The sequence below is a fragment of the Verticiella sediminum genome, from assembly GCF_007558815.1.
Lineage (GTDB): Bacteria > Pseudomonadota > Gammaproteobacteria > Burkholderiales > Burkholderiaceae_B > Verticiella > Verticiella sediminum.
On sequence record NZ_VLTJ01000026.1, the window covers coordinates 108,589 to 130,179 of the forward strand.

17 protein-coding genes and 2 tRNA genes are annotated in these 21,591 nt (G+C 67.7%); 1 reads left to right on the top strand and 18 read right to left on the bottom strand.

Features of this window, described 5'->3' with window-relative positions:
* Positions 1–18 precede the first annotated feature (18 nt).
* From FOZ76_RS13495 to FOZ76_RS13520, 6 genes are all read right to left on the bottom strand, one after another.
* Entirely contained in the window at positions 19–396 is a 378-nt protein-coding gene (locus FOZ76_RS13495) for a ribonuclease HepT family protein (RefSeq protein ID WP_143948796.1), read from the bottom strand.
* A 208-nt stretch (positions 397–604) separates the two neighbouring features.
* Positions 605–680 (bottom strand) — tRNA-Glu (locus FOZ76_RS13500).
* A gap of 98 nt (positions 681–778) precedes the next feature.
* Positions 779–854 (bottom strand) — tRNA-Ala (locus tag FOZ76_RS13505).
* 118 nt (positions 855–972) lie between these two features.
* Complete coding sequence (gene gltX / locus FOZ76_RS13510) at positions 973–2,397, bottom strand: glutamate--tRNA ligase (RefSeq protein WP_143948797.1); 1,425 nt, start codon at positions 2,395–2,397, stop codon at positions 973–975.
* Positions 2,398–2,546: 149 nt separating this feature from the next.
* On the bottom strand, positions 2,547–2,999 hold the full coding sequence (locus FOZ76_RS13515; protein ID WP_143948798.1) for a MaoC family dehydratase: 453 nt from the start codon (positions 2,997–2,999) through the stop codon (positions 2,547–2,549).
* A 457-nt stretch (positions 3,000–3,456) separates the two neighbouring features.
* Positions 3,457–4,107 (bottom strand): YiaD family glycine zipper/OmpA-like lipoprotein, encoded by a 651-nt coding sequence (locus FOZ76_RS13520; protein ID WP_143948799.1) that lies wholly within the window; start codon positions 4,105–4,107, stop codon positions 3,457–3,459.
* A 286-nt stretch (positions 4,108–4,393) separates the two neighbouring features.
* On the opposite strand from FOZ76_RS13520, the gene FOZ76_RS13525 reads away from it, so the two are divergent.
* A complete protein-coding gene (locus FOZ76_RS13525) occupies positions 4,394–6,835 on the top strand; it encodes a bifunctional acetate--CoA ligase family protein/GNAT family N-acetyltransferase (RefSeq protein WP_143948800.1) in 2,442 nt (813 codons plus the stop codon).
* A 61-nt stretch (positions 6,836–6,896) separates the two neighbouring features.
* Here the strand turns inward: FOZ76_RS13525 and FOZ76_RS13530 are convergent, their stop codons facing one another.
* The 12 genes from FOZ76_RS13530 to FOZ76_RS13585 all read right to left on the bottom strand — a co-directional run bounded on the left by FOZ76_RS13530 (position 6,897) and on the right by FOZ76_RS13585 (position 21,523).
* Entirely contained in the window at positions 6,897–7,409 is a 513-nt protein-coding gene (locus FOZ76_RS13530) for a MaoC family dehydratase (protein WP_143948801.1), read from the bottom strand.
* Positions 7,406–8,314: an SDR family oxidoreductase gene (locus FOZ76_RS13535; protein ID WP_143948802.1), complete on the bottom strand. Its 909-nt coding sequence runs from the start codon at positions 8,312–8,314 to the stop codon at positions 7,406–7,408. Before FOZ76_RS13535 ends, FOZ76_RS13530 begins: the two co-directional genes overlap by 4 nt.
* Before the next feature lie 48 nt (positions 8,315–8,362).
* Positions 8,363–9,142 carry an SDR family oxidoreductase gene (locus tag FOZ76_RS13540; RefSeq protein ID WP_143948803.1) on the bottom strand — a complete coding sequence of 260 codons (780 nt, stop codon included), beginning with the start codon at positions 9,140–9,142 and terminating at the stop codon, positions 8,363–8,365.
* Positions 9,143–9,236: 94 nt separating this feature from the next.
* The gene (locus FOZ76_RS13545) at positions 9,237–11,093 is read right to left on the bottom strand and encodes an acyl-CoA dehydrogenase (protein WP_143948804.1); all 1,857 of its coding nucleotides are present in this window, start codon (positions 11,091–11,093) and stop codon (positions 9,237–9,239) included.
* Complete coding sequence (locus FOZ76_RS13550) at positions 11,093–12,271, bottom strand: acetyl-CoA C-acyltransferase (RefSeq protein WP_143948805.1); 1,179 nt, start codon at positions 12,269–12,271, stop codon at positions 11,093–11,095. Before FOZ76_RS13550 ends, FOZ76_RS13545 begins: the two co-directional genes overlap by 1 nt.
* A gap of 13 nt (positions 12,272–12,284) precedes the next feature.
* Positions 12,285–14,372: a 3-hydroxyacyl-CoA dehydrogenase NAD-binding domain-containing protein gene (locus FOZ76_RS13555; protein ID WP_143948806.1), complete on the bottom strand. Its 2,088-nt coding sequence runs from the start codon at positions 14,370–14,372 to the stop codon at positions 12,285–12,287.
* 51 nt (positions 14,373–14,423) lie between these two features.
* Positions 14,424–15,167: an ABC transporter ATP-binding protein gene (locus FOZ76_RS13560; RefSeq protein WP_211366242.1), complete on the bottom strand. Its 744-nt coding sequence runs from the start codon at positions 15,165–15,167 to the stop codon at positions 14,424–14,426.
* Positions 15,164–15,943: an ABC transporter ATP-binding protein gene (locus tag FOZ76_RS13565; protein ID WP_143948807.1), complete on the bottom strand. Its 780-nt coding sequence runs from the start codon at positions 15,941–15,943 to the stop codon at positions 15,164–15,166. Before FOZ76_RS13565 ends, FOZ76_RS13560 begins: the two co-directional genes overlap by 4 nt.
* A complete protein-coding gene (locus tag FOZ76_RS13570) occupies positions 15,940–17,268 on the bottom strand; it encodes a branched-chain amino acid ABC transporter permease (RefSeq protein ID WP_143948808.1) in 1,329 nt (442 codons plus the stop codon). Before FOZ76_RS13570 ends, FOZ76_RS13565 begins: the two co-directional genes overlap by 4 nt.
* 201 nt (positions 17,269–17,469) lie before the next feature.
* Positions 17,470–18,444, bottom strand: a complete 975-nt coding sequence (locus FOZ76_RS13575) for a branched-chain amino acid ABC transporter permease (protein ID WP_143948809.1) — start codon at positions 18,442–18,444, stop codon at positions 17,470–17,472.
* Positions 18,445–18,463: 19 nt separating this feature from the next.
* Positions 18,464–19,711 (bottom strand): branched-chain amino acid ABC transporter substrate-binding protein, encoded by a 1,248-nt coding sequence (locus FOZ76_RS13580; protein ID WP_143948810.1) that lies wholly within the window; start codon positions 19,709–19,711, stop codon positions 18,464–18,466.
* A gap of 183 nt (positions 19,712–19,894) precedes the next feature.
* A complete protein-coding gene (locus tag FOZ76_RS13585) occupies positions 19,895–21,523 on the bottom strand; it encodes a 3-(methylthio)propionyl-CoA ligase (RefSeq protein ID WP_143948811.1) in 1,629 nt (542 codons plus the stop codon).
* Between the last annotated feature and the right edge of the window lie 68 nt (positions 21,524–21,591).

Consider the following 21,591-nt stretch of genomic DNA (forward strand, 5'->3'; position numbering starts at 1 on the left):
AACTGAGCGCTGAACTGGCTACCCTGGAACGTGTAGGGCACACACGGCGAGAAAAGCTGCAGCGCTGCAACCCAGTGATGTGCAGCCGCTGCTCCAGGACCGATGCGCCGCTGCAAACTCGCGGTAGAGCTGCCGGATGTTCGTACTGGCCTCGCCAATGATCTCGAAATTGCGGATCATGGGGTCCTGAACCAACGGGTTGTTGAGGAAGGCCAGTCCGCTCATGTCGCCGTGTGCAGCGTTCGATGGCTTCGAGGACATGATGCAGGCGCGGTGAGACTCGACCACATGCCGGATCGCGGCCCGGTTCGGGGCCAAGGCTTCGGAGGGCGCTCCTGCAATAAAGTCCGCTTCCGTATGAACATAACGGACGTCGAAAGGCGGCGTACCCTGCACGACCTCGCTATCTAGTCGACCCTGACACAGGCCCGACACGCGTCATATCGCCCCGCTTGGGCGACGAGCACCGGCGGCTTGTCCACGTAGCAAATTGCCGACAGGTAAACAAAAAAGGCCGCCCAAGGCAGCCTTTCGTCAGAAGCAATCATTGCCATTGCTTCTCTTGTTACGCCATCCGACTCTTTTAATAAGAGTAGGATAATATTGGCGTCCCCTAGGGGATTCGAACCCCTGTACTCACCGTGAAAGGGTGATGTCCTAGGCCTCTAGACGAAGGGGACAGGACCAGATTGCTAACTGCTAAAAACCAGCATTTTAGCAGTTTTTCCAGACTTTGCATCTTGCGACAACATTGCCTGTTCTCTTCGAAGAGAAAGCTTGGTGGAGGTAAGCGGGATCGAACCGCTGACCTCTTGCATGCCATGCAAGCGCTCTCCCAGCTGAGCTATACCCCCAAAGCAACGAGCCGACAGAAAATTCCTATTGACTCAGCCTCTCCGGGCTCCCACCAACACCGCGTTGCCGCGTTGTTTTTGTGTTCGCCCTGCGAAGAAACAAGATTATGCACGAGTTCTAAATCGTGCGCAAGCGGTTTTGCACGTTTTCTTTGCCGAGCAGTTCCAGCACGGCATCGATGGATGGCGTTTGCGCCTTGCCGGTCAACGCAACCCGCAGGGGCACGCCGAGCTTGGGCATCTTGACGTTGTGGCGGGCGAGGACGGATTTCATCACGGCCGACAACTCGGTGCGGTTCCACTCGTCGATTCCGGCCGCTGCAGTGGCGAAATCGCGCAGCAGCACGCGTGCCTCGTCGGTCAGGTGCTGCTCGACCAGGTCGGCGGGCAATGCGGCGGCATCGAAGGGGGCGTAGAACAGCATGGCTTCGTCGGCCAGTTGCTCCAGCGTTTCGGCGCGCGGCGCGATCAACGCCAGCACGGCGGCCAGGGGCGCGGCGCCTTCGAGCACGCCGCCGCGGGCGCGGATGCGCGGCTCGACCCGACGTGCCAGTTCGTCCACCGGCAGTTGGCGCAGATAGTGGGCGTTGACCCAGTTCAGCTTCTTCGGGTCCCATTGGGCGGCCGAGCGCGACATGTGCGTGCCGTCGAACCAGGCGACTAGCTGGTCGCGGTCGAACAGTTCGTCGTCGCCATGGCTCCAGCCCAAACGTGCCAGGTAGTTCACCATGGCCTCCGGCAGGTAGCCGAGGTCGTCGTACTGCATGACGCTGACCGCGCCGTGGCGCTTGGAGAGCTTCTCGCCGTCGGGGCCGAGGATCATGGGCACGTGGCCGTACAGCGGGGTCTCGCCGCCCAGGGCGCGCAGGATGTTGATCTGGCGCGGCGTGTTGTTGACGTGGTCGTCGCCGCGGATCACGTGGGTGATCTGCATGTCCCAGTCGTCGACCACCACGCAGAAGTTGTAGGTGGGCGTGCCGTCGGCGCGGGCGATGACGAGGTCGTCCAGTTCGTCGTTGGAGAACGTGATGGGGCCCTTGACCAGGTCGTTCCAGGTGACGTCGCCATCGAGCGGATTGCGAAAGCGCACGACGGGCTTGCGGCCTTCAGGCACGGGCGGCAACGCTTTGCCGGGTTCGGGCCGCCAAGTGCCGTCGTAGCGCGGCTTGCGCCCTTCAGCGCGGGCCTTTTCGCGCATCGCCTCGACTTCCTCGGGCGAGCTGTAGCAATGGTAGGCCTTGCCGTCGGTCAGCATCTGCGCCACCACCTCACGGTAGCGGTCCATGCGCTGCATCTGATAGAACGGCCCTTCGTCGGGCTGAAAACCCAGCCACTGCATGCCGTCCAGGATGGCCTGTACGGCCTCGGGCGTGGAGCGGGCCACGTCGGTGTCTTCGATGCGCAGCACGAAGGTGCCGCCGAAATGCCGGGCGTAGGCCCAGGAGAACAGCGCCGTACGGGCGCCGCCCAGGTGCAGAAAGCCCGTCGGCGACGGCGCGAAGCGCGTGCGGACCGGGCGCGAGGAAGAAGTGTCGATGCTCATGGGCGGTTATTGTATGACTGTCGCGGCCGGTGCATGGCTGGCCACGCCAACGAAAACGGCGCCGGCCCTCGAGGACCGGCGCCGTCGGAGGCGCCCGGTGTGCGCGCATCCAGTCGGGCGCAACCGCGCCCCACCGTGCGGGCAGCCGCTCAGTAGCGGCGCACCAGCGACTCGGCCACGCAGACCGGCTTGTCGCCGCCTTCGCGCTCGACGGTAGCCACCACCGTGAGCTGCACACCGTTGTCGGGCAGCGGCTTGTATTCCTTCAGCGTGAAGCGCGCGCGCACCTTGCTGTCGACCGGCACGGGCGACGGGAACCGCACCTTGTCCAGGCCGTAGTTCACGCCCATCTTGCCGCCGTCGATGCGATAGGCCGAGGCGGTCAGGATGGGCAACAGCGACAACGTCAGGAAGCCGTGGGCGATGGGAGCCTTGAAAGGCCCGGCCTTGGCGCGCTCCACATCGACGTGGATCCATTGCATGTCGCCGGTGACTTCGCCGAACTTGTTGATCTTGTCCTGATCGACCGTGAGCCAGTCGCTGACGGCGATTTCCTGGCCAACCAGGGGTTCGAGTTCGGTAAAGCTCTGGAATACACGCATGGAAATATCTCCGTATCTTGTCTTGAGGCGGGCGACGCGCGCCGGTGCAATAGGGGGCCACGCCGCGCCCGCAGGGCTGCTCGCCAGCAGCGGCCGTCGCCTTCGGCGCAAGGGCGGCCTGATCTCGGCTGGCAGGCCCTCGATGACGAGGCTCGGGCGTTGGCCCGTGGTGAAGACTACACCATGGCGCCCGGGTACGGCTGTATGCGGAACGCAGGCTTTCGCAATCCGAAAGCCACGCCGGCAAACCGGGCGTGCCGACCACGGCAGCAGGCCCCGGGCGCCAGCGCGTTGCCGCCACCCCGCACGCAAGAAAGCCTGGGCCCGGTGCGATACCGGACCCAGGCCTTGAGCCCTAGGCACCCACGGCCCGACACCCTGCGGTCGGTGCAATGCGCGCCTTCACGGCATGCGGGTCACGCCGGCCACAGCTCGCGGCCGACGCCCGTCACATGGATCAGCGCTGTTCCTGCGGGGCGTAGAGATAGATCTCGACGCGGCGATTCTGCGCGCGGCCGTCGGCAGTATTGTTGTCGGCGATCGGATCGGTCAGGCCACGGCCCTCGGAGGTCAGGCGCGAAGCCGCGACACCTTGGCGCGACAGGTAGTTCGTGACCGCGCGGGCACGGTTCTCGGACAGGGTCTGGTTGTAGGCGGCCTGGCCGGTGCTGTCGGTGTGGCCGACCACGTGCGCGCGAAGCTGCGGGTTCTCGCCGAGCGAGCGGGCCACCGTGTCGAGCACGGGGCGCAGCGCGGGCTTGAGCGTGTAGCTGTCGGTGTCGAAGGACACCGTGCTCGGCACGTTGACCTTCAGCGAGCCGTCCGGCTGCTCGGCCACGTCGATGCCCATGTCGCTGGCGCCGGAGTTCTGCACGTCGCCCTTGATCTTGTTCCAGTTGTAGCCTGCGACACCGCCGGCCACGGCGCCGATGCCGGCGCCGATCGCCGCGCCGCGGCTGTTGCCGATCAAGGCGCCCAGGCCCGCGCCCAGCGCGGCGCCGGCACCCGTGCCGACGGCCGTACGGTTCTGCTGATCGGTGGCGCAACCAGCGAGGAGGGCGCCGGCAGCGACCAGGGTTGCGATACGAAGCGAGACTGTTTTGTTCATTGTTGGACTCCTTGTGCCTTGCGGCGTCAGCTTGTTACCGAGGCATTATGGATTGAAAGGCGACCTCGACTATGGAACCATTCGATACGACTCGCAACAAAATCCGAGCCGTTCTGCCCGTCCGCCATGACTGCACCGCCGAGGACGCGGGCCCGACCCCCGGGAGCGAGTCCAACGGCAAGTTGCATGCCCGGCACGAATAGCCCGCCGCAGCTCTTGACGCCCGGCTCCGGCGGGCTCAGGGTATCGGGCAACGCGACTCGCCCCCAAGTCCGCACCCTCATCCATGCATCGCCACGCCCTTTCTCCGCTGTTCGACCCCAAGTCGCTGGTGCTCGTCAGCCGCTATCCGCTGCCCGTGACCCGCGACCTGCCGCCCCGTTTCGAAGGACGCACGACCCTTGCGAACTTCGCGGACGACGGCACGATCACGGTGCCGCCCCCCGCCGGCCTGGGGCCTGGAGAACGGCCCGACCTGGCCGTCGTCTGGGTCGAGCCCGGCGAGCTCGAACGCGCCCTCGCGGCACTGTCCAGCGTGCGCCCGCGCGCGGCCATCGTGCATACCCTGGCGCCCGACGCCGCCTTCTGTCGCGCCTGGGCGGCCGATCACGACTGCGTGCTGATCGGCCCGCATTCGCTCGGCATGCAGCGTCCGCCGGCCGGCCTGAACGCCAGTCAGCACGCGACGCTCGCCGGCGCCGGCCGTGTGGCACTGGTGGCGCAATCGCGCGCCATCATGGCCGCGGTCATGGACTGGGCGGACGACAGCCGCACGGCGTTCTCACTCGCCGTGGCGCTCGATGACGGCGACCTGGTCAACCTGCCGCGCATGCTGGACTTCCTGGCCTCGGACCCGCACACCGACAGCATCGCCCTCTATTTCGAGGAAGTCGGCAACGCGCGCGAGTTCATGAGCGCCCTGCGCGGGGCCGCCGGGGCCAAGCCCGTGGTCGTGCTCAAACCCGGCCGCGCCCAGGCCGGGCCCGCCGGCGCCCCGCTGCGCCCGGACACCGTGGTCGATGCGGCCTTGCGCCGCGCCGGCGCGCTGCGCGTGCAGTTCTTCGTCCAGCTCTTTTCCACCATCAAGGCCCTGAGCCAGTTCAGCCGGCCGCGCGGTCAGCGCGTGGCTCTGCTGTGCAACGGCGAAGCCCAGGCCCTGCTCGCGCAGGACCTCATGGCCGTGCAACACGCCGTTACCATTGCTTCGCTCTCCATGGAGACGCGGGCGGTGCTTGCGCAGACGCTGTCTTCGAGCGCAACCGTGCGCAATCCGGTGATCGAGCGGGCACCGCTCAGCCCCCGGCTCGTGACGGAAGCGCTGCGCCACCTGCTCGCCGACCCCGGTGTGGACGGCGTCCTCGTGCTGCTCACACCGGATGCGCAGAGCGACATGGCGGGCGTGGCCCAGGCGCTCAGCGTGACGGCGCCGCAGGCGCGCAAACCCGTCCTCACCTGCCTGCTCGGCGACGGCTCCATGCGCAAGCTGCGCGACAGCATGGCCCAGGCCGGCGTCGCCACCTTCCGCACGCCGGAAACGGCCACCGATGCCTTCGGACAGGTCGCGCGCTATCACTACAACCAGCAGCTACTGCTGCAGACCCAGCCGCCGGAGGAGTTTGGCGCCCCGCCCGACGTGGCCTGCGCCGAGACCATCGTCGACGACGCCCGCGCCGCGGGCCGCCGAGCCCTCGGGCCGGACGAAGCGGCGCGGCTCCTGGGCGCCTTCCATATTCCGGTCCTGCGCACCAATGCGCCGGCCGGCGTGCTCGCCGCCCGGTTGCGCATCGTGCGCGATGCGGTGTTCGGGCCGGTGCTGGGCATCACCGCCTCGCCGGCCTGGCCTTCCCCATCCAGCGCGGGGCTGGAGCTGGTTCCCCTCAACGGCTTTCTCGCGCGGCGCCTGATTGAGCGCAGCCAGCTCGCGCAGTACGGGCTGCTGTCCAGGATCTCGGCCGTGGTCCTGGACAAGCTCGAAGACCTGATGGTGGCCTTCAGCGAGATGGCCGCGGCGCTGCCCGACCTGCAGGAGGGCACGCTGGAGCCGGTGGCGCTCGGCGAAGCCAGCCTGTCGGTGCACGCGGCCTGCATCAAGCTGACCCCGGCGCCGGCGCCGCGCGTGGCCGGCCATCCGCATCTGACGATCGCCCCCTACCCCCGGCACTGGGTGCGCACCCTCGCCTTCGACAACGGCGAGCCCTGGACCTTGCGCCCCATCCGCCCGGAAGACGCCGAGCCGCTGCAGAACTTCATCCGGGGCCTGTCCGAGGAATCGCGCTACATGCGCTTCATTTCGGCGATGCGCGAGCTGCCCGCGCGCATGCTGGCGCGCTACACGCAGATCGACTATCACCGCGAGCTGGCGCTGATCGCCACGGTGCAGCAGCCCAACCCGGCGCATCGCGGACATCCGCACGAAGTCATCATCGGCCTGGCGCACTACCTGCGCAATGCGGATGGCGTGGGCGCCGAGTATGCGCTGGTCATCGCCGACGGCTGGCAACGGCGCCGGCTCGGCCCGCAGCTCATGCGGGCCCTGATCGCGGCGGCCAGGGACCAGGGCCTGCTCTACCTGGAAGGCACGGTGCTGGCGACCAATCGGCCCATGATCAAGCTGATGACCAGCCTGGGCTTTCGCAACGAGACCTATCCCGACGACGCCAGCATGCGCCGCATCTGGCTGGACCTCACGGAAGCAGCCCCCGCCGACGCCGGCCCGTCAGCGGGGTAGAGCACGGCGCGGAGCAGGCATGCCACCCCGCGCCGCCATACAGGGCGCAGGGCGCGCCGCTTCAGCCTTGCGGACGCCGGAAGAACATACCCCAGGAGCGCATGGTCATGACTACCTCGCCGGCCGGGTTGGTAAGCCTCAGCTCGGACAGCACCATGCCGCGATCCGGCTTGCTGCGCGAGGGCTTGATCTCCAGCGTCTCGCGCTCGATGCGTATGGTCTGGTCCGGGAGCACCGGCTTCTTCCACGCAATGTCCTGCACACCGGGCGAGCCGCCGCTGGCCGCCTCGAGCAGGAAGGCATCGCACAGTGCCCGCATAGTGCGCGAGCAAGTGTGCCAGCCGCTGGCCACCAGCCCGCCGAAGGACGAATGCTTGGCCGCCTCCTCGTCGGTATGGAAGACCTGCGGGTCGAACTGCCGCGCGAAAGCGATGATCTCTTCCTTGCTGAGCGAGAACTCGCCGATGTGCTGGCGCTGGCCCGGCGTGAAATCCTCCAAGTGCCAGCGCTTGCCGTCACTGGCGACGGGCGGGCGCGCCGGTTGAGCGGCCGGTCCCGATCCGGCTTGCGTCATGCCGCAGACTCCGGCGCCAGCATGCGCTCGCGCAGCGCCTCGCGCACGTGCGGCCGCTCGGCAAAGGGGTCGGGCGGGCGGCCGGTGCGCAGCATGCCCTCCATGCGCGCCTCCAAGTTGCCGAGCGCGTGGGGGTGCGAGTAGATGTAGAAGCGGTTCTCGTCGATCGCCTCGTAGGTCATGCGCCCGATGTCGGCGGCAGTGAGCTTGCCCGAGCTGACAGCCTTGCGGCCGTTCTCCCTGCCGACCTCCTGCGAGCGCGTCAGCGGCTGCTTGGGCGTGGTGCGGTTGCGCTCGGCGTCGCTGATCCCGGTCGGCACGAAATACGGGCACAGCACCGAGGCGCCGACGCGCGCGCCGATCAGGTCCAGATCCTGGTAGAGCGTTTCCGACACCGAGATGACGGCTTCCTTGGAGACGTTGTAGACGCCCATGTTGGGCGGGTTGAGCAGGCCGGCCATGGATGCCGTGTTGACCACGTGCCCCCGGTAGTTCTCGTCCTTCTGCCCGGCGGCGACCATCGCGGGCACGAAGGCGCGGATACCGTAGATCACGCCCCAGAGGTTCACCCCCATCACCCATTCCCAATCCTCGAGCGCGCTTTCCCAGATCAGCCCGCCCGAACCCACGCCGGCATTGTTGAACAGCAGGTGCGGGGTGCCGAAGCGCTCGAAGGTGGCCTTGGCCAGAGCGTCGACCTGCTCGACCTTGGCCACGTCCACGCGCTGGGTGATCACGGGCGCGCCCGCCTTCTCCATCTCGGCGCGCGTCTCGTCCAGGGCATCCTGCTGGATGTCGGCCAGGACCAGGTTCATCCCGCGCGCGGCGGCGATGCGGGCGAACTCGCGCCCGAAACCGCTGCCCGCGCCGGTGATGACTGCGGTTCTTCCTTCATACGAAAACATGCTCGCGTTCCTCCTTTCGATGTTCGTCTCGTGCGCGGCCACGCCGCGTCACAGGATGGCCGACACGCCGCCATCCACGGCCAGGATCTGGCCGGTGATGTGCTTGCCCGCGTCGCTGGCGAACAGCAGTGCGGCGCCCTTCAGGTCTTCCTCGTCGCCCAGGCGCGCCAACGGCACCCGCGCGACCAGCTTGTCGCCGACTTCGGAGAGCAGCCCGCGCGTCATCTTGGACGGAAAGAAACCCGGCGCGAGCGCGTTGACGCGGATGCCGTAGCGGCCCCATTCACCCGCCAGCGCCCGCGTGAGGTTCACGACCGCGCCCTTGCTGGTGTTGTAGGCGAGCGTCTTCATCTCGTCGGGGTGGTTGCCGCGCAGGCCCGCGATCGAGGCCACGTTGATGATGCTGCCCTTGCGGCGCGGGATCATCGAGCTGCGTCCGACTTCCTGCGACAGCACGAACAGGCCGCGCACGTTCAGGTTCATGAGCTTGTCCCAGGCGTCGAGCGGATGGTCCTCGGCCGCGGCGCCCCAGGACGCGCCGGCGTTGTTCACGAGCACGTCGATCTCGCCCAGCTTCTCGCGCGCCGCCGCGGCCAGGGCGCGCGCATCGCTCTCGTCGCCCATGTTGCCGGCCACCCAGTGCGCCTCGATGCCGCGCTTGGCCAGGTGCTCCACCGCGTGCTCGAGTTCGTCGGCCTTGCGGGCGGACAGCACCAGGCGCGCGCCGGCGTCGCCCAGCACCTCGGCGATCTGCAGCCCCAGCCCGCGCGAGCCGCCGGTGATGATCGCCGTGCGGCCGGCGAGGCTGAACATTTCCTGTATGGACATTCGTTTTCTCCTTGAGGCCTGGCGGCGTCGCAACGCCCCCAGGCTGGGCGCGGCCCCGCAAGGGGGCCGCGTGTCGGTCATCGCGGGGCGGTGCTCAGAACCACCCCTCCTGCATGTCGAGCGTGGTCGTGTCGAGCGAAGCGAGCAGGTCAAGCTGCGGATCGACGCTGGGCAGCTCCCAGGCGAAGAAGTACCGGCAGGCCTGCCGCTTGCCCTGTGCGAAGTCGTCGTCGCCCTTGACGGCCATCGCCTGCTGCAGCCAGACCCAGGCCAGCACCACGTGCCCGAAGGCTTCGAGATACACGCTGGCGTTGGCCAGCGTCAGCAGGGGGTCGCCGCTGTCCCACAGTTCGCGGGTGACGGCCAGCAGCCGGCGCCAGCGGGTATCGAGCTGCAGGGCGTAGCCCTGCAGCTCGGCATCCTCGCCGGCCTGCGCGCGGCCCAGGTCCCGGCGCAGGCGCGCCTCCAGCGCGGCCAGCGCCGCGCCGTTCTGCATGACCACCTTGCGCCCGAGCAGGTCCAGCCCCTGGATGCCGTGGGTGCCTTCGTGGATCGGGTTGAGACGGTTGTCGCGATAGAACTGCTCCACCGGGTAGTCCCGGGTGTAGCCGTAGCCACCGTGCACCTGGATCGCCAGACTGTTGGCATGCAGGCACCATTGCGAAGGCCAGCTCTTGGCGATCGGCGTGAGGATGTCGAGCAGCAGCTCGGCCTCGGCCCGCGCCGCTTCGTCGGGGTGCGTGTGCTGGTCGTCGACCAGACGCGCGCAATACAGATTCAAGCCCAGCGCGCCTTCCACGTAGGCCTTCTGGGCCAGCAGCATGCGGCGCACGTCCGGATGCCGCACGATGGGCACCTGCGGCGCCGCGGCGTTCTTGCCGGCGGGCCCCATCAGGCGCCCCTGGGGACGGTTGCGCGCATACTCGAGGGCGTGCAGATAGCCCGTGTAGCCGAGCACCGTGGCGCCCAGGCCCACGCCGATGCGGGCCTCGTTCATCATGTGGAACATCGCGGCCAGCCCCTGCCCCGGCTGGCCGACCAGCCAGCCGATCGCGCCGGCAGCCGGATCGAGCCCGAGGTCGGCCCCGGGGCGGTGCCGCCCCTCGCCGAAGTTCAGCAAGGTGTTGGTGGTGCCGCGATAGCCCATCTTGTGGTTGAGGCCTGCCAGCACCACGTCGTTGCGCTCGCCCAGCGTGCCGTCGCGCTTGATGATGCGCTTGGGCACGGCAAAGAGCGACAGCCCCTTGACGCCGGGCACCGGCTTGCCGTCCGGCCCCGGGATCTTGGCCAGCACCAGGTGCACGATGTTCTCGGACAGTTCGTGCTCGCCCGCCGAGATCCACATCTTGTTGCCGAACAGGCGGTAGCGCGGCCCGAGCGGGTCGCCGGCCGCATCCGGCGCGGCGTCGGGCACGGCGCGCGTGGCGACGTCCGAGAGCGACGAGCCGGCCTGGGGTTCGGACAGGCACATCGTGCCCAGGAACTGCCCGGTCATCTGCGGACGCACGAAGGCGTCGATCTGTGCCGGCGTGCCGTGCGCGAGCAGCAGGTTGGCGTTGCCGATCGACAGGAACGGATAGGCCGCGGTGCCGATGTTGGCCGCCATGAACCAGGCCATGCAGGCCTTGTCCACGACGGTGGGCAGTTGCATGCCGCCCAGGTCGTAATCCTGGGCGGCCGCCATCAGGCCCGCATCGCAGAAGGCCCGCAGAGCCTCGCCCACCTCGGGGATCATGTGCACGCGCTCGCCGTCGAAGGTCGGCTCGTTCAGATCCGACTTGCGGTTGTGCGGTGCGAACTTGTCGGTGGCGATGGCCTCGCTGGTGTCCAGCGCCGCCTCGAAGGTCTCGCGCGAGTGGTCCGCGTAGCGCGGCCGCTCGCACAAGGATTCCACCGCGAGCCAGTCGTACAGCATGAACGACAGGTCGCGGCGCGACAGCAGCAAGGACATCACAGCACCTCGAACAGGCCCGCGGCCCCCATGCCACCGCCGATGCACATGGTCACCACGGCATACTTCGCGCCGCGGCGCTTGCCCTCGATGAGCGCATGGCCGGTCAGGCGCTGACCGCTCACGCCGTACGGGTGGCCCAGCGCAATGGCACCGCCGTCCACGTTCAGCTTGTCGGCAGGGATGCCGAGCTTGTCGCGGCAGTACAGCACCTGCACGGCGAAGGCTTCGTTCAGCTCCCAGAGGTCGATGTCGTCGACCGACAGGCCGGCGCGCTGCAGCAGCTTGGGCACGGCGAACACGGGGCCGATGCCCATCTCGTCCGGCTCGCAGCCGGCGACCGCGAAGCCGCGGAAGATGCCCAGCGGCTGCAGGCCGCGCTGCTCGGCGAGCTTGCGGCTCATGAGGACGCAGGCGCCCGCGCCGTCGGAGAACTGGCTGGCGTTGCCGGCCGAGATCACGCCGCCGGGGATCGCCGGACGGATCTTGGCCACGCCCTCGAGCGTGGTGTCGGCGCGTATGCCTTCGTCCTTGCTCACCGTGACTTCGCGCGTGAGGATCTGGCGGGTCTTGGGGTCGGCGACGGCCATGCGCGTGGTCACGGACACGATCTCGGCATCCAGGCGGCCCTGCTCCTGCGCGGCGAAAGCGCGCTGCTGGCTCTGCACGCCGTATTCGTCCTGGCGCTCGCGAGAGATGCCGTAGCGCTTGGCCACGTTCTCGGCGGTCTGCAGCATGTTCCAGTAGATCTCGGGCTTGTTCTTCACCAGCCACGAATCGGCCGCCATGTAGCGGTTGGCCTGGTTCTGCACGCACGAGATCGATTCCACGCCGCCGGCGACGTAGACGTCACCCTCGCCCGCGATGATGCGCTGCGCCGCCATGGCGATGGTCTGCAGCCCCGACGAGCAGAAGCGGTTGACGGTGGCGCCGCTGACCGTGACCGGGCAGCCGGCGCGCAGGGCGATCTGGCGGGCGATGTTGCCGCCGGTGGCGCCCTCGGGCGTGGCGCAGCCCATGAGGACGTCTTCCACTTCGCCCGCGTCGATGCCGGCGCGCTCGATGGCGGCGGCCACGGCCGCCCCGCCCATGGTCGCGCCATGGGTCATGTTGAAGGCCCCGCGCCACGACTTGGCAAGCGGCGTGCGGGCGGTACTGACGATGACGGCTTCGTTCATTCGGTGCTCCTGATCATTCGAAATTCTTGCCTTCGGCCACCAGGCGGCGCAGCAGCGGCGCGGGTTGCCAGAATGCCGGGTCGGCGTGCGGATTGCGCGCGAACGACTCCATGGCCTGCATCACGTTGTAGAGGCCGAACTCGTTGGCGTACTGCATGGGGCCGCCCCGGTAGGCCGGAAAGCCGTAGCCGGTGAGATACACCACGTCGATGTCCGAAGCGCGCAGGGCGATGCCCTCTTCCAGGATGTGGCAGGCCTCGTTGACCAGCGAGAAGACCAGGCGCTGCACGATCTCGGCATCCGAGATCTTGCGCGGCGTGGTGCCGACCTCCTTGCGGTAGTCGACGATCAACTGCTCGACCTCGGCCGAGGGAATGGCCTTGCGATCGCCCGGCTTGTAGTCGTACCAGCCCTTGCCGACCTTCTGGCCCTTGCGGTCGAATTTCTCGATCAGGTAGTCGGCGAGCTTGCCGTAGTGCATGTCCGGGCGCTCCTGGTAGCGGCGCTGACGGATGTCGTAGCCGATGTCGTTGCCGGCCAGATCGCTCATGCGGAACGGCCCCATGGCGAAGCCGAAGCGCTCGATCGCGCCGTCCACCTGGGCCGGCGTGGCGCCCTCCTCCAGCATGAAGCCCGCCTGGCGCGTGTACTGCTCGACCATGCGGTTGCCGATGAAACCGTCGCACACGCCCGAGACCACGGCGGTCTTCTTGAGCTTCTTGGCAAGCTTCATGACGGTGGCCAGCACGTCCTTGGCGGTCTTCTCGCCGCGCACGACCTCCAGCAGCTTCATCACGTTGGCCGGGCTGAAGAAGTGCGTGCCGATGACGTCCTGCGGACGCGCCGTGACCGCGGCGATGCGGTCCACGTCCAGGGTGGAGGTGTTGGTGGCGAGGATCGCGCCCTGCTTCATGACCTTGTCGAGGGTCTGGAACACCTGTTCCTTCACATCGAAGCGCTCGAACACGGCTTCGATCACGATGTCGGCGTCGGCAATGTCGTCATAGCTCATCGTGGGCTGCAGCAGGCCCATGCGCTCTTCGACCTGTTCCTGAGTGATGCGCCCCTTCTTGGCGGTGTTCTCGTAGTTCTTGCGGATGGTGGCCAGCCCGCGGTCGAGCGCCTCCTGCTTCATCTCGAGCAGCTTGACCGGGATGCCGGCATTGACGAAGTTCATGGCGATCCCGCCGCCCATGGTGCCGGCCCCGATCACGGCGGCAAGCTTGATCTCGCGAATGGGCGTATCGGCCGGCACGTCGGGGATGTTCTGTGCCGCGCGCTCGGCAAAGAACGCATGGCGCAGGGCACGCGATTCGGGCGTGACCGACAGCTCGTGGAAGTAGGCGAACTCCTTCTTGAGCGCGGCGTCGAACTTGTCGGTGACCGCGGCGGTGACGGCATCCACGCAGCGCAGCGGCGCCGGATACTGCGGGGCCGTCGCGGCCACCGTCATGCGTGCCCAGCCGAGGTAGCCCTCGGCCTCCGGGAAATCGATGCGGATGTCGCGGGCGCGCGGATGCTTCTCGGCACCGGCCACCTTGCCGGCCAGCGCGATGGCAGCCGGCAGCGGATCGCCCTCGAGCACCTCGTCGAAGAGCTTGGTGCCCGCGAGCTTCTTCGCCGGTACGGCGTCGCCCGAGACGATCATGTTGAGCGCCGCCTCCAGCCCGACCAGGCGGGGCAGGCGCTGGGTGCCGCCCGCGCCCGGCAGCAGGCCCAGCTTGACCTCGGGGAGCGCGATCTGGGCCTGCGCCGCGGCCACGCGATAGTGGCAGCCCATGGCCAGCTCCAGTCCGCCGCCCATGGCGGTGCCCGACACGGCGGCGACCACCGGCTTGGCGCTGCTCTCGAGCACCTCGATCACATTGCCCAGATGCGGCGCCTGCGACATGCGCGGGGTGTTGAATTCACGGATGTCCGCACCGCCGGAAAAGATCTTGCTGCCGCCGGTGATGACGATGGCGCGCACCGCGTCGTCCTGGTTGGCCTTGGTCACGGCCTCGACGATGCCTTGACGGGTGGCATGGTTCAGCCCGTTGACGGGCGGATTGTTCAGCGTGACGACGGCCACGCCTGACTCGACTCGATACTCGGCAGTCATGCCTGCTCCTTGCTAGAAAACGAAATGCGAAAACGGTTCGGGCAACATCGGCTACACCTCCAGCCACTCGCGCCGCACCTGCGCATCGGTGCGCAGCTCGGCGGGCGTGCCCTCGAAGACGATGTTCCCATGCCCCATCACGTACACGCGATCGGACACGTCGAACGCGATGGACAACTTCTGTTCGATCAGCAGCACGGCGAGGCCGCTCTCACGCAACTGCACGAGAAAGTCGGCCACCAACTGCACGATCATGGGGGCGAGCCCTTCGGTGGGCTCGTCGATGATGATGACCCGGGGGTCGCCCATCAGGCTGCGGCACAGGGTCAGCATCTGCTGCTCGCCGCCCGAGAGCACGCCGGCCGCCGTGTTCGCGCGCTCGCCCAGGCGGGGAAACAGGCGGTACATGTCGGCATAGGTCCAGCGGCCGGGCTGGCGGCCCTTCTGGCCGAGGAACAGGTTCTGCTCGACGGTCATGCCCGGGAAGATGTCCCGGCTCTCCGGCACATAGCCCAGGCCCAGATGGGCAATCTCGTGGGCCGGCATGCCGACCGTCTCGTGCCCGTCGAGCAGGACCGAGCCGGTCCGGTGGACCAGCCCCATCACCGCCTTGGCGGTGGTGGAGCGGCCCACACCGTTGCGCCCGAGCAGGCTCACGATCTCGCCCTGGCGCAGGTCCAGGTCGACGCCATGCAGCACATGGCTCTTGCCGTAGTAGGCATGCAGGTCGCGCACCTGCAGGATGGGTGCGTGGGAAGGCTGGGGCTGGGGCTGGGGCTGGGGCTGGGCACTCATGCTTCTGCCTCCATGGCGGTGCCGAGGTAGGCTTCCTGGACGCGAGGGTTCTCGCGGATGGCGGTCGGGGCGTCCGTGGCGATCACTTCGCCGTACACCAGCACGGAGATGCGGTCGGCCAGGCCGAATACCACGCTCATGTCGTGCTCGACCATCACCAGCGTGCGGCCTTCGGAAATCTGGCGGATAAGCTCGACCACGCGTTCGGTCTCGTGCCGGCTCATGCCCGCGGTGGGCTCGTCCAGCAGAATCACCTTGGCGCCGCCGGCGATGGTGATGCCGATCTCCAGTGCGCGCTGCTCGGCGTAGGTGAGCAGGCCGGCGAGCGTGTCGCGGCGGCGCTGCAGGCCGAGCTGCTCGAGCACCTGATCGGCGCGCTGGCCCACGTCGCGCAGCGCGTTCAGGCGCTTCCAGAACGCATAGCCGTGGCCCTGCGACCACAGCACGGCGCAGCGCAGATTCTCGTACACCGACAGGTTGTGGAAGATGTTGGTGATCTGGAAGCTGCGCGACATCCCCATGCGGTTGATCCTATAGGGCGGCAGGCCGGTGATCTCCTGGCCATGCAGCCGGATGCTGCCCGCGCTGACCGGAATCCGCCCCGAGATCAGGTGGAAGGTGGTCGACTTGCCCGCCCCGTTGGGACCGATGATGGCGTGGCGCTCGCCCTCTCGCACGGCAAGATCCAGCCCGCGGATGATCTGCGTATTGCCGAAGTTCTTGCGCACGCCCTTGAGTTCGAGCGCCGTGCCGGCCGTCTGCTGTTGTACCGTCATGCGCCACCTCCCGCTTGCACGGCCTCGGCGATGCGCGCCAGGGCCAGGTCCCATCGCCGCCGGAAGCCGCGCCACGCGTAGGTGAACAACGCTGCGCCCACCAGCGTCCAGGCCATACCCAGCGCCCAGGAGCCGCCACTGCGCGCATCGAAGGGCACGCCGAGCAGCGAGAACTGCGCGCTCGCCACCTGGCTCCAGCTTACGGCGTAGGTCATCTCGATCAGGGCGACGATGCCGCAGAGCAGGATGAAGCCCGTCGCGAGCACCGCCAACAGCGGCGCCGCGACCAGCCTCGCCTGCCCCGCGCGCCGCACCGCGAGCAGGCCGGCGCCGATGCCCGCCAGACCGCCCGGCGCGAACATCACCAGCAGGACGAAGAACACCCCCAGGTAGAGCTGCCATGCGTAGGTCAGCTCGGCCAGCGCGATCGAGAAGAACACGAACAGCAGCGCGCCGACCACCGGGCCGAAGAAAAAGCCCGCGCCGCCGATGAAGGTGGCCAGCAGCATGCTGCCCGAGCGGATGGCGCCCACGTTCTCGGCATTGACGATCTCGAAGATCATCACCATCAGCGCGCCGGCCACGCCCGCGAAGAACGCCGACAGCGTGAGCATCAGAAAGCGCACCCGCTGCGGGTTGTAGCCGACGAACTCGGCGCGCTCGGGATTGTCGCGCACCGCGTTGGCGATGCGCCCCAGGGGCGTGCGCGTGAGCGCGAACATGGCCAGCATGGCGATGAAGGTCCAGGCGGCCACCAGGTAATACACCTGGATCGCCGGGCCGTAGGTGATGCCGAACAGCGGCTCGCCCGCGACCCGGTCGGTGAAGATGCCGCCCTCGCCGCCGAAGAACCCCGTGAACATCATCGCCACGGTATGCACCAGCTCGCCGATGCCCAGCGAGATCATGGCGAAGGTGACGCCCGAACGCTTGGTGCTGACCCAGCCGAAGAGGATGCCGAACAGGGCGCCGAACACGCCGCCGATCAAGGGCAGCAAGGTGACGGGAAAGAGCAGCGTGCCCTCGCCGATGCGGTTCAGCGCGTGGATGGCGAAATAGGCGCCCAGGCCCGAATACACCGCGTGCCCGAAGGACAGCATGCCGGTCTGGCCGAGCAGCATGTTGTAGGACAGCGCGAGCACGATCATGACGCCCATCTGGGCCATCAGGCTCAACGACGAAGCCTTGGTGAAGATGTAGGGCAGCGCGAGGAACAGCACGGCGATCACGAGCCAGACGAGAGGGCTGGACGTATCCAGCCGCCGCCTGGGCGCGCCCGCGTGCTGCAGCGCCGCGCCCTTGGTCGAAACGGAGGCTGCGTTCATCGAGCCCTCCCGGCGCTCGCCGCGCGCAGGAGCGGCATGGGCCGCAAGTCGATATGCTTCATGTCAGTTCTTCCATGGCGTTGGCGCCATCCGCGATGCATGAAAGTACGCCGCGCCACCCAGGGCACAGCGGATCCGGCTTCGCCGGTCCGCCAGTGCCGCCCCTGGGGGGCGTGCGTAAGCGCGTAGGGGGGCCCATGTTCATGTCTCCCTTGTGCCCATGAGCCCGCGCGGGCGGAAGATCAGCACCAGGATGAGCAGCAGATACGGCAGAATGGGCGCAATCTGCGAAATGCCCACGCTCCAGATGGCGTACAGCGGGGTGTCCGGCGTCACGTTCCAGCCGAGACGGCCGAACAGCGTGGCGAGCGAGGTGTTCATGCCGGTGGCCATGACCTGGATGATGCCGATCACCAGGCTGGCGATGAAGGCGCCGGCCAGCGAGCCCATGCCGCCCACGACGGTGACCACGAAGATGATCGGGCCGACCGCCATCGCCATGCTGGGATCGGTGACGAAGGCGTTGCCGCCGATCACCCCGGCCAGCCCGGCGAGCAGGCAGCCGCCGCCGAACACCAGCATGAAGACCCGCGGCACGTTGTGCCCCAGCGCCTGCACGGCGTCGGGATGGGTAAGCGCGGCCTGGATGACCAGGCCGATGCGCGTACGCGTGAGCAGCAGCCACAGCCCGCCCAGCATCAGCACCGAGACCAGCATCATGAAGCCGCGGTAGATCGGGAAGTTGGTGCTGAAGAGCGTGAACAGCGTACCGTCCAGCTCGGACGGCACGCGATACGGCACCGCCACGCGGCCCCAGGCGAGCTGGACCAGCTCCAGGATCACGAAGGACAGGCCAAACGTGAACAGCAGCTCGTGCACGTGACCCCAGCGATGCACCCGGCGCAGGCCGTAGCGCTGCACCAGGGCCCCGAGCAGCCCCACGAGCACGGGTGCAACGAACAGCGCAATCCAGAAGGCTGCACGCGACAGCCCCGGCACCCACTGCAGCCCCGCCACGAGGCTGTAAGCGAAGTAGGCTCCGAGCATGTAGAAACTCGCGTGCGCAAAGTTGAGCACGCCCATCATGCTGAAGATCAGGGTCAGGCCCGCAGCCATCATGAACAGCAGCAGCCCGTAGCTGACGCCGTTCAGCAGAGAGATGAGGAAGAACTCCATGCAGCCTCCCGGGGTGCGCTTACGAGGGGCGCTTCATCTTGCAGGTGGTCGGCAGCATCAGCTCGTCCGGCGTGAACTTGCGCTCGGCGCGCCAGCCGTGGCCGGTCTTCTCCTGCTCGAACTTGACCTTGTCGCCGTCGACCTTCTGCCAGCTCGCCATCACGAAGTTCTGCTGGACCTGGTGATCGTCGCCGCGGACGGTCATCTGGCCGTGGGGCCCCTCGACGGAAAGGTTCTCCATGGCCGCCGCCACCTTCAGCGGATCGGTCTCGCCCGCCTTGTTGATGGCCTCGGCGAGCAGCTTGATGCCGCCCCAGCCCACGCCGTTCCAGTAGTCGCTGCCGCCGTATTTCTGCTTGTAGCCCTCCATCAGCTTCTGGGTTTCCGGGGTATCCCAGTCGAAGGCCGCGATGCGGTAGACGCGGTCGGTGCCGGCGTCGCCGAACAGGGTGGGCGCGCCGGTGTTGTCGCCGTAGAACGTGTAGAACTTGGCGGTCACGCCGGCATCGCGCGCGGCCTTGACGAGCAGGCCGAGATCCGAGCCCCAGTTGCCGGTGATGACGGTATCGGCGCCCGAGGAGCGGATCTTCGCCGCGTACTGCGAGAAGTCGGTGACGCGGGCGAGCGGGTGCAGGTCCTCGCCGACGATCTCGATGTCGGGATTGGCCTTCTTCAGCATCTCCTTGGCCGCCTTGGCGACGCTGTGCCCGAAGGAGTAATCCTGGTTGATGAGGTAGACCTTCTTGGTGTCGGGGCTGTTCTCGGTGATGTACTTGACGATGCCCGTGACCTTCATGTCGACGTGGCCGTCCAGGCGCACGTGGGAGAAGGTGCAGTTGTCATTGGTCTGCACCGGGTCGACCGCGGCCTGGTTGATGTAGAGCACCGGATGATCGGGGTTGCGCTCGTTGTTGCGCTGCACCGCCTGCTGCAGCGGGATGCCGACGCTCGATCCCATGCCCTGCACGACGTAATGGATGCCCTGGTCGATGGCGGTCTGCAGCAGCGTGACGGATTCCTGTGGAGAGAGCTTGTTGTCGAAGGGGACGATCTCGAACTTCACATCTTTGGCCCAACCTTCGGCATTGGCCAACTCTGCGCTGTACTGCCAGTTCCTCAGCAGATCGTTGCCGACCGGCCCCATCAACCCCGACAGGGGATCGATGAACGCGATCTTGACGGTCTCTTCGGCCGACCAGGCCGGCGCGGCGGCGCCGAGCGCGGAGGCGGCAGTAATGCAGGCCAACGCATAGGAAAGCTTCTTCATGGAATGTCTCCTCGTTGTGGTGTGTTCCGCGCAGTCTGTCTCCCGCGCGGTGCACCGCCCCTGGGGGCGGCAGGCGTCGGCCTCTTGGGGGCCGGCGCCGCGCCGGCCCCGGGATCGCCGGGGCCGTCCTGCCTCATCGCACGCCCGGGCTCTGCGGGCCGGTGCATGCGCTGATATCCCGGCTCAGTCCGCCGTCGGCAAGGGGTGCTTGCCGTAGGCATCGCGCAGCGCGGTCTTGAGCATCTTGCCGGTCGCGCCCAGCGGAATCGCGTCGGCGAACACCACGTCGTCGGGGATCTGCCACTTGGCCACCTTGTCCGCGAACCACGCCAGCATCTCCTCGCGCCCGAGTTCGGCGTCGGGCCGCTTGACGACCACCAGCAGCGGGCGCTCGTCCCATTTGGGGTGCGGCACGGCGATGCACGCGGCCATCGCCACGGCCGGGTGGGCCATCGCGATGTTCTCGATGTCGATGGAGGAAATCCATTCGCCGCCGGACTTGATGACGTCCTTGCTGCGGTCGGTGATGTGGATGTAGCCATCGGGGTCGATGGTGCACACGTCGCCCGTCGGGAACCAGCCGTCGAGCAGCGGGCTCTCGTCCTCGCGGTTGAAGTAGCGGCGCAGCACCCACGGGCCCTTGATGAGCAGCTCGCCCTGCGCCTCGTCGTCCCATGGCAGGTCCTCGCCTTCGTCGCCGACGATGCGGATGTTCACGCCATAGGGCGGGCGCCCCTGCTTGCCCTTGAGCGCCAGGATCTGCTCGTGCGAGAGGCCGCGATGCTTGGGCTTGAGGGCGCAGGCGCTGCCGATCGGGCTGGTCTCGGTCATGCCCCAGGCATGCAGCACCTGCACGTCGTATTCGTTCTCGAACTTGGCGAGCATGGCCGGCGGGCAGGCCGAGCCGCCCACCACGGTGCGGCGCATGGTGCTGAACCTGAGCCCCTTCTGCATGACGTGGTTGAGCAGCCCCTGCCACACGGTCGGCACGCCGGCCGACACCGTGACGCCCTCGGCCTCGAACAGCTCGTAGAGGCTGGCGCCGTCCAGCGCCGGGCCGGGAAAGACCAGCTTGGCGCCGGTGAGCGCGGCCATGTAGGGCACGCCCCAGGCGTTCACGTGGAACATAGGTACCACGGGCAGGATGACATCCGAGGCCGACAGCCCGAGCACGTCCGGGCTCACCCCCATCATGGTGTGCAGCAGGGTCGAGCGGTGGCTGTAGAGCACGCCCTTGGGGTTGCCCGTGGTGCCGGACGTATAGCACAGCGAGGACGCGGCGTTCTCGTCGAAATCCGGCCATTCCAGCTCGGGCGAGCCGGCCTCGACCAGGTCTTCGTAGGCGATCACGCCATCCACCTTGCTGGCCGGCAGGTGGGCCTTGTCGGTCATGGCGACCAGGCGGCCCAGCGTCGGGCACTGGCCGGCGAAGGCGTCGACCAGGGGCTGGAAGGTGATGTCGTAGAACAGCCAGGTATCGGCCGCGTCGTTCGCGATCCAGGCGATCTGGCCCGGATGCAGGCGGGGGTTGATGGTGTGCATCACCGCGCCGATGCCCGAGATCGCGAAGTACAGCTCCATGTGGCGGTAGCCGTTCCAGGCCAGCGTCGCGATACGGTCGCCAGGCTTGACGCCCTGCGCGAGCAGCGCATTGGCGATGCGCTTGGCGCGGGCGTGGATCTCGCGGTAGTTGGTGCGATGGATGTCGCCTTCGACGCGGCGCGACACGATCTCAGTGTCGCCATGGAAGCGGTCCGCATAGCGAATCAGCGAGGAGATCAGCAAGGACTCCTGCATCATCAATCCGTTCATTTCGTCTCCTCCTTCGTGCCTGCCGGCAGTCTCGAAAGCGGCATCATGTGGTTACGAATGTCGCAGCG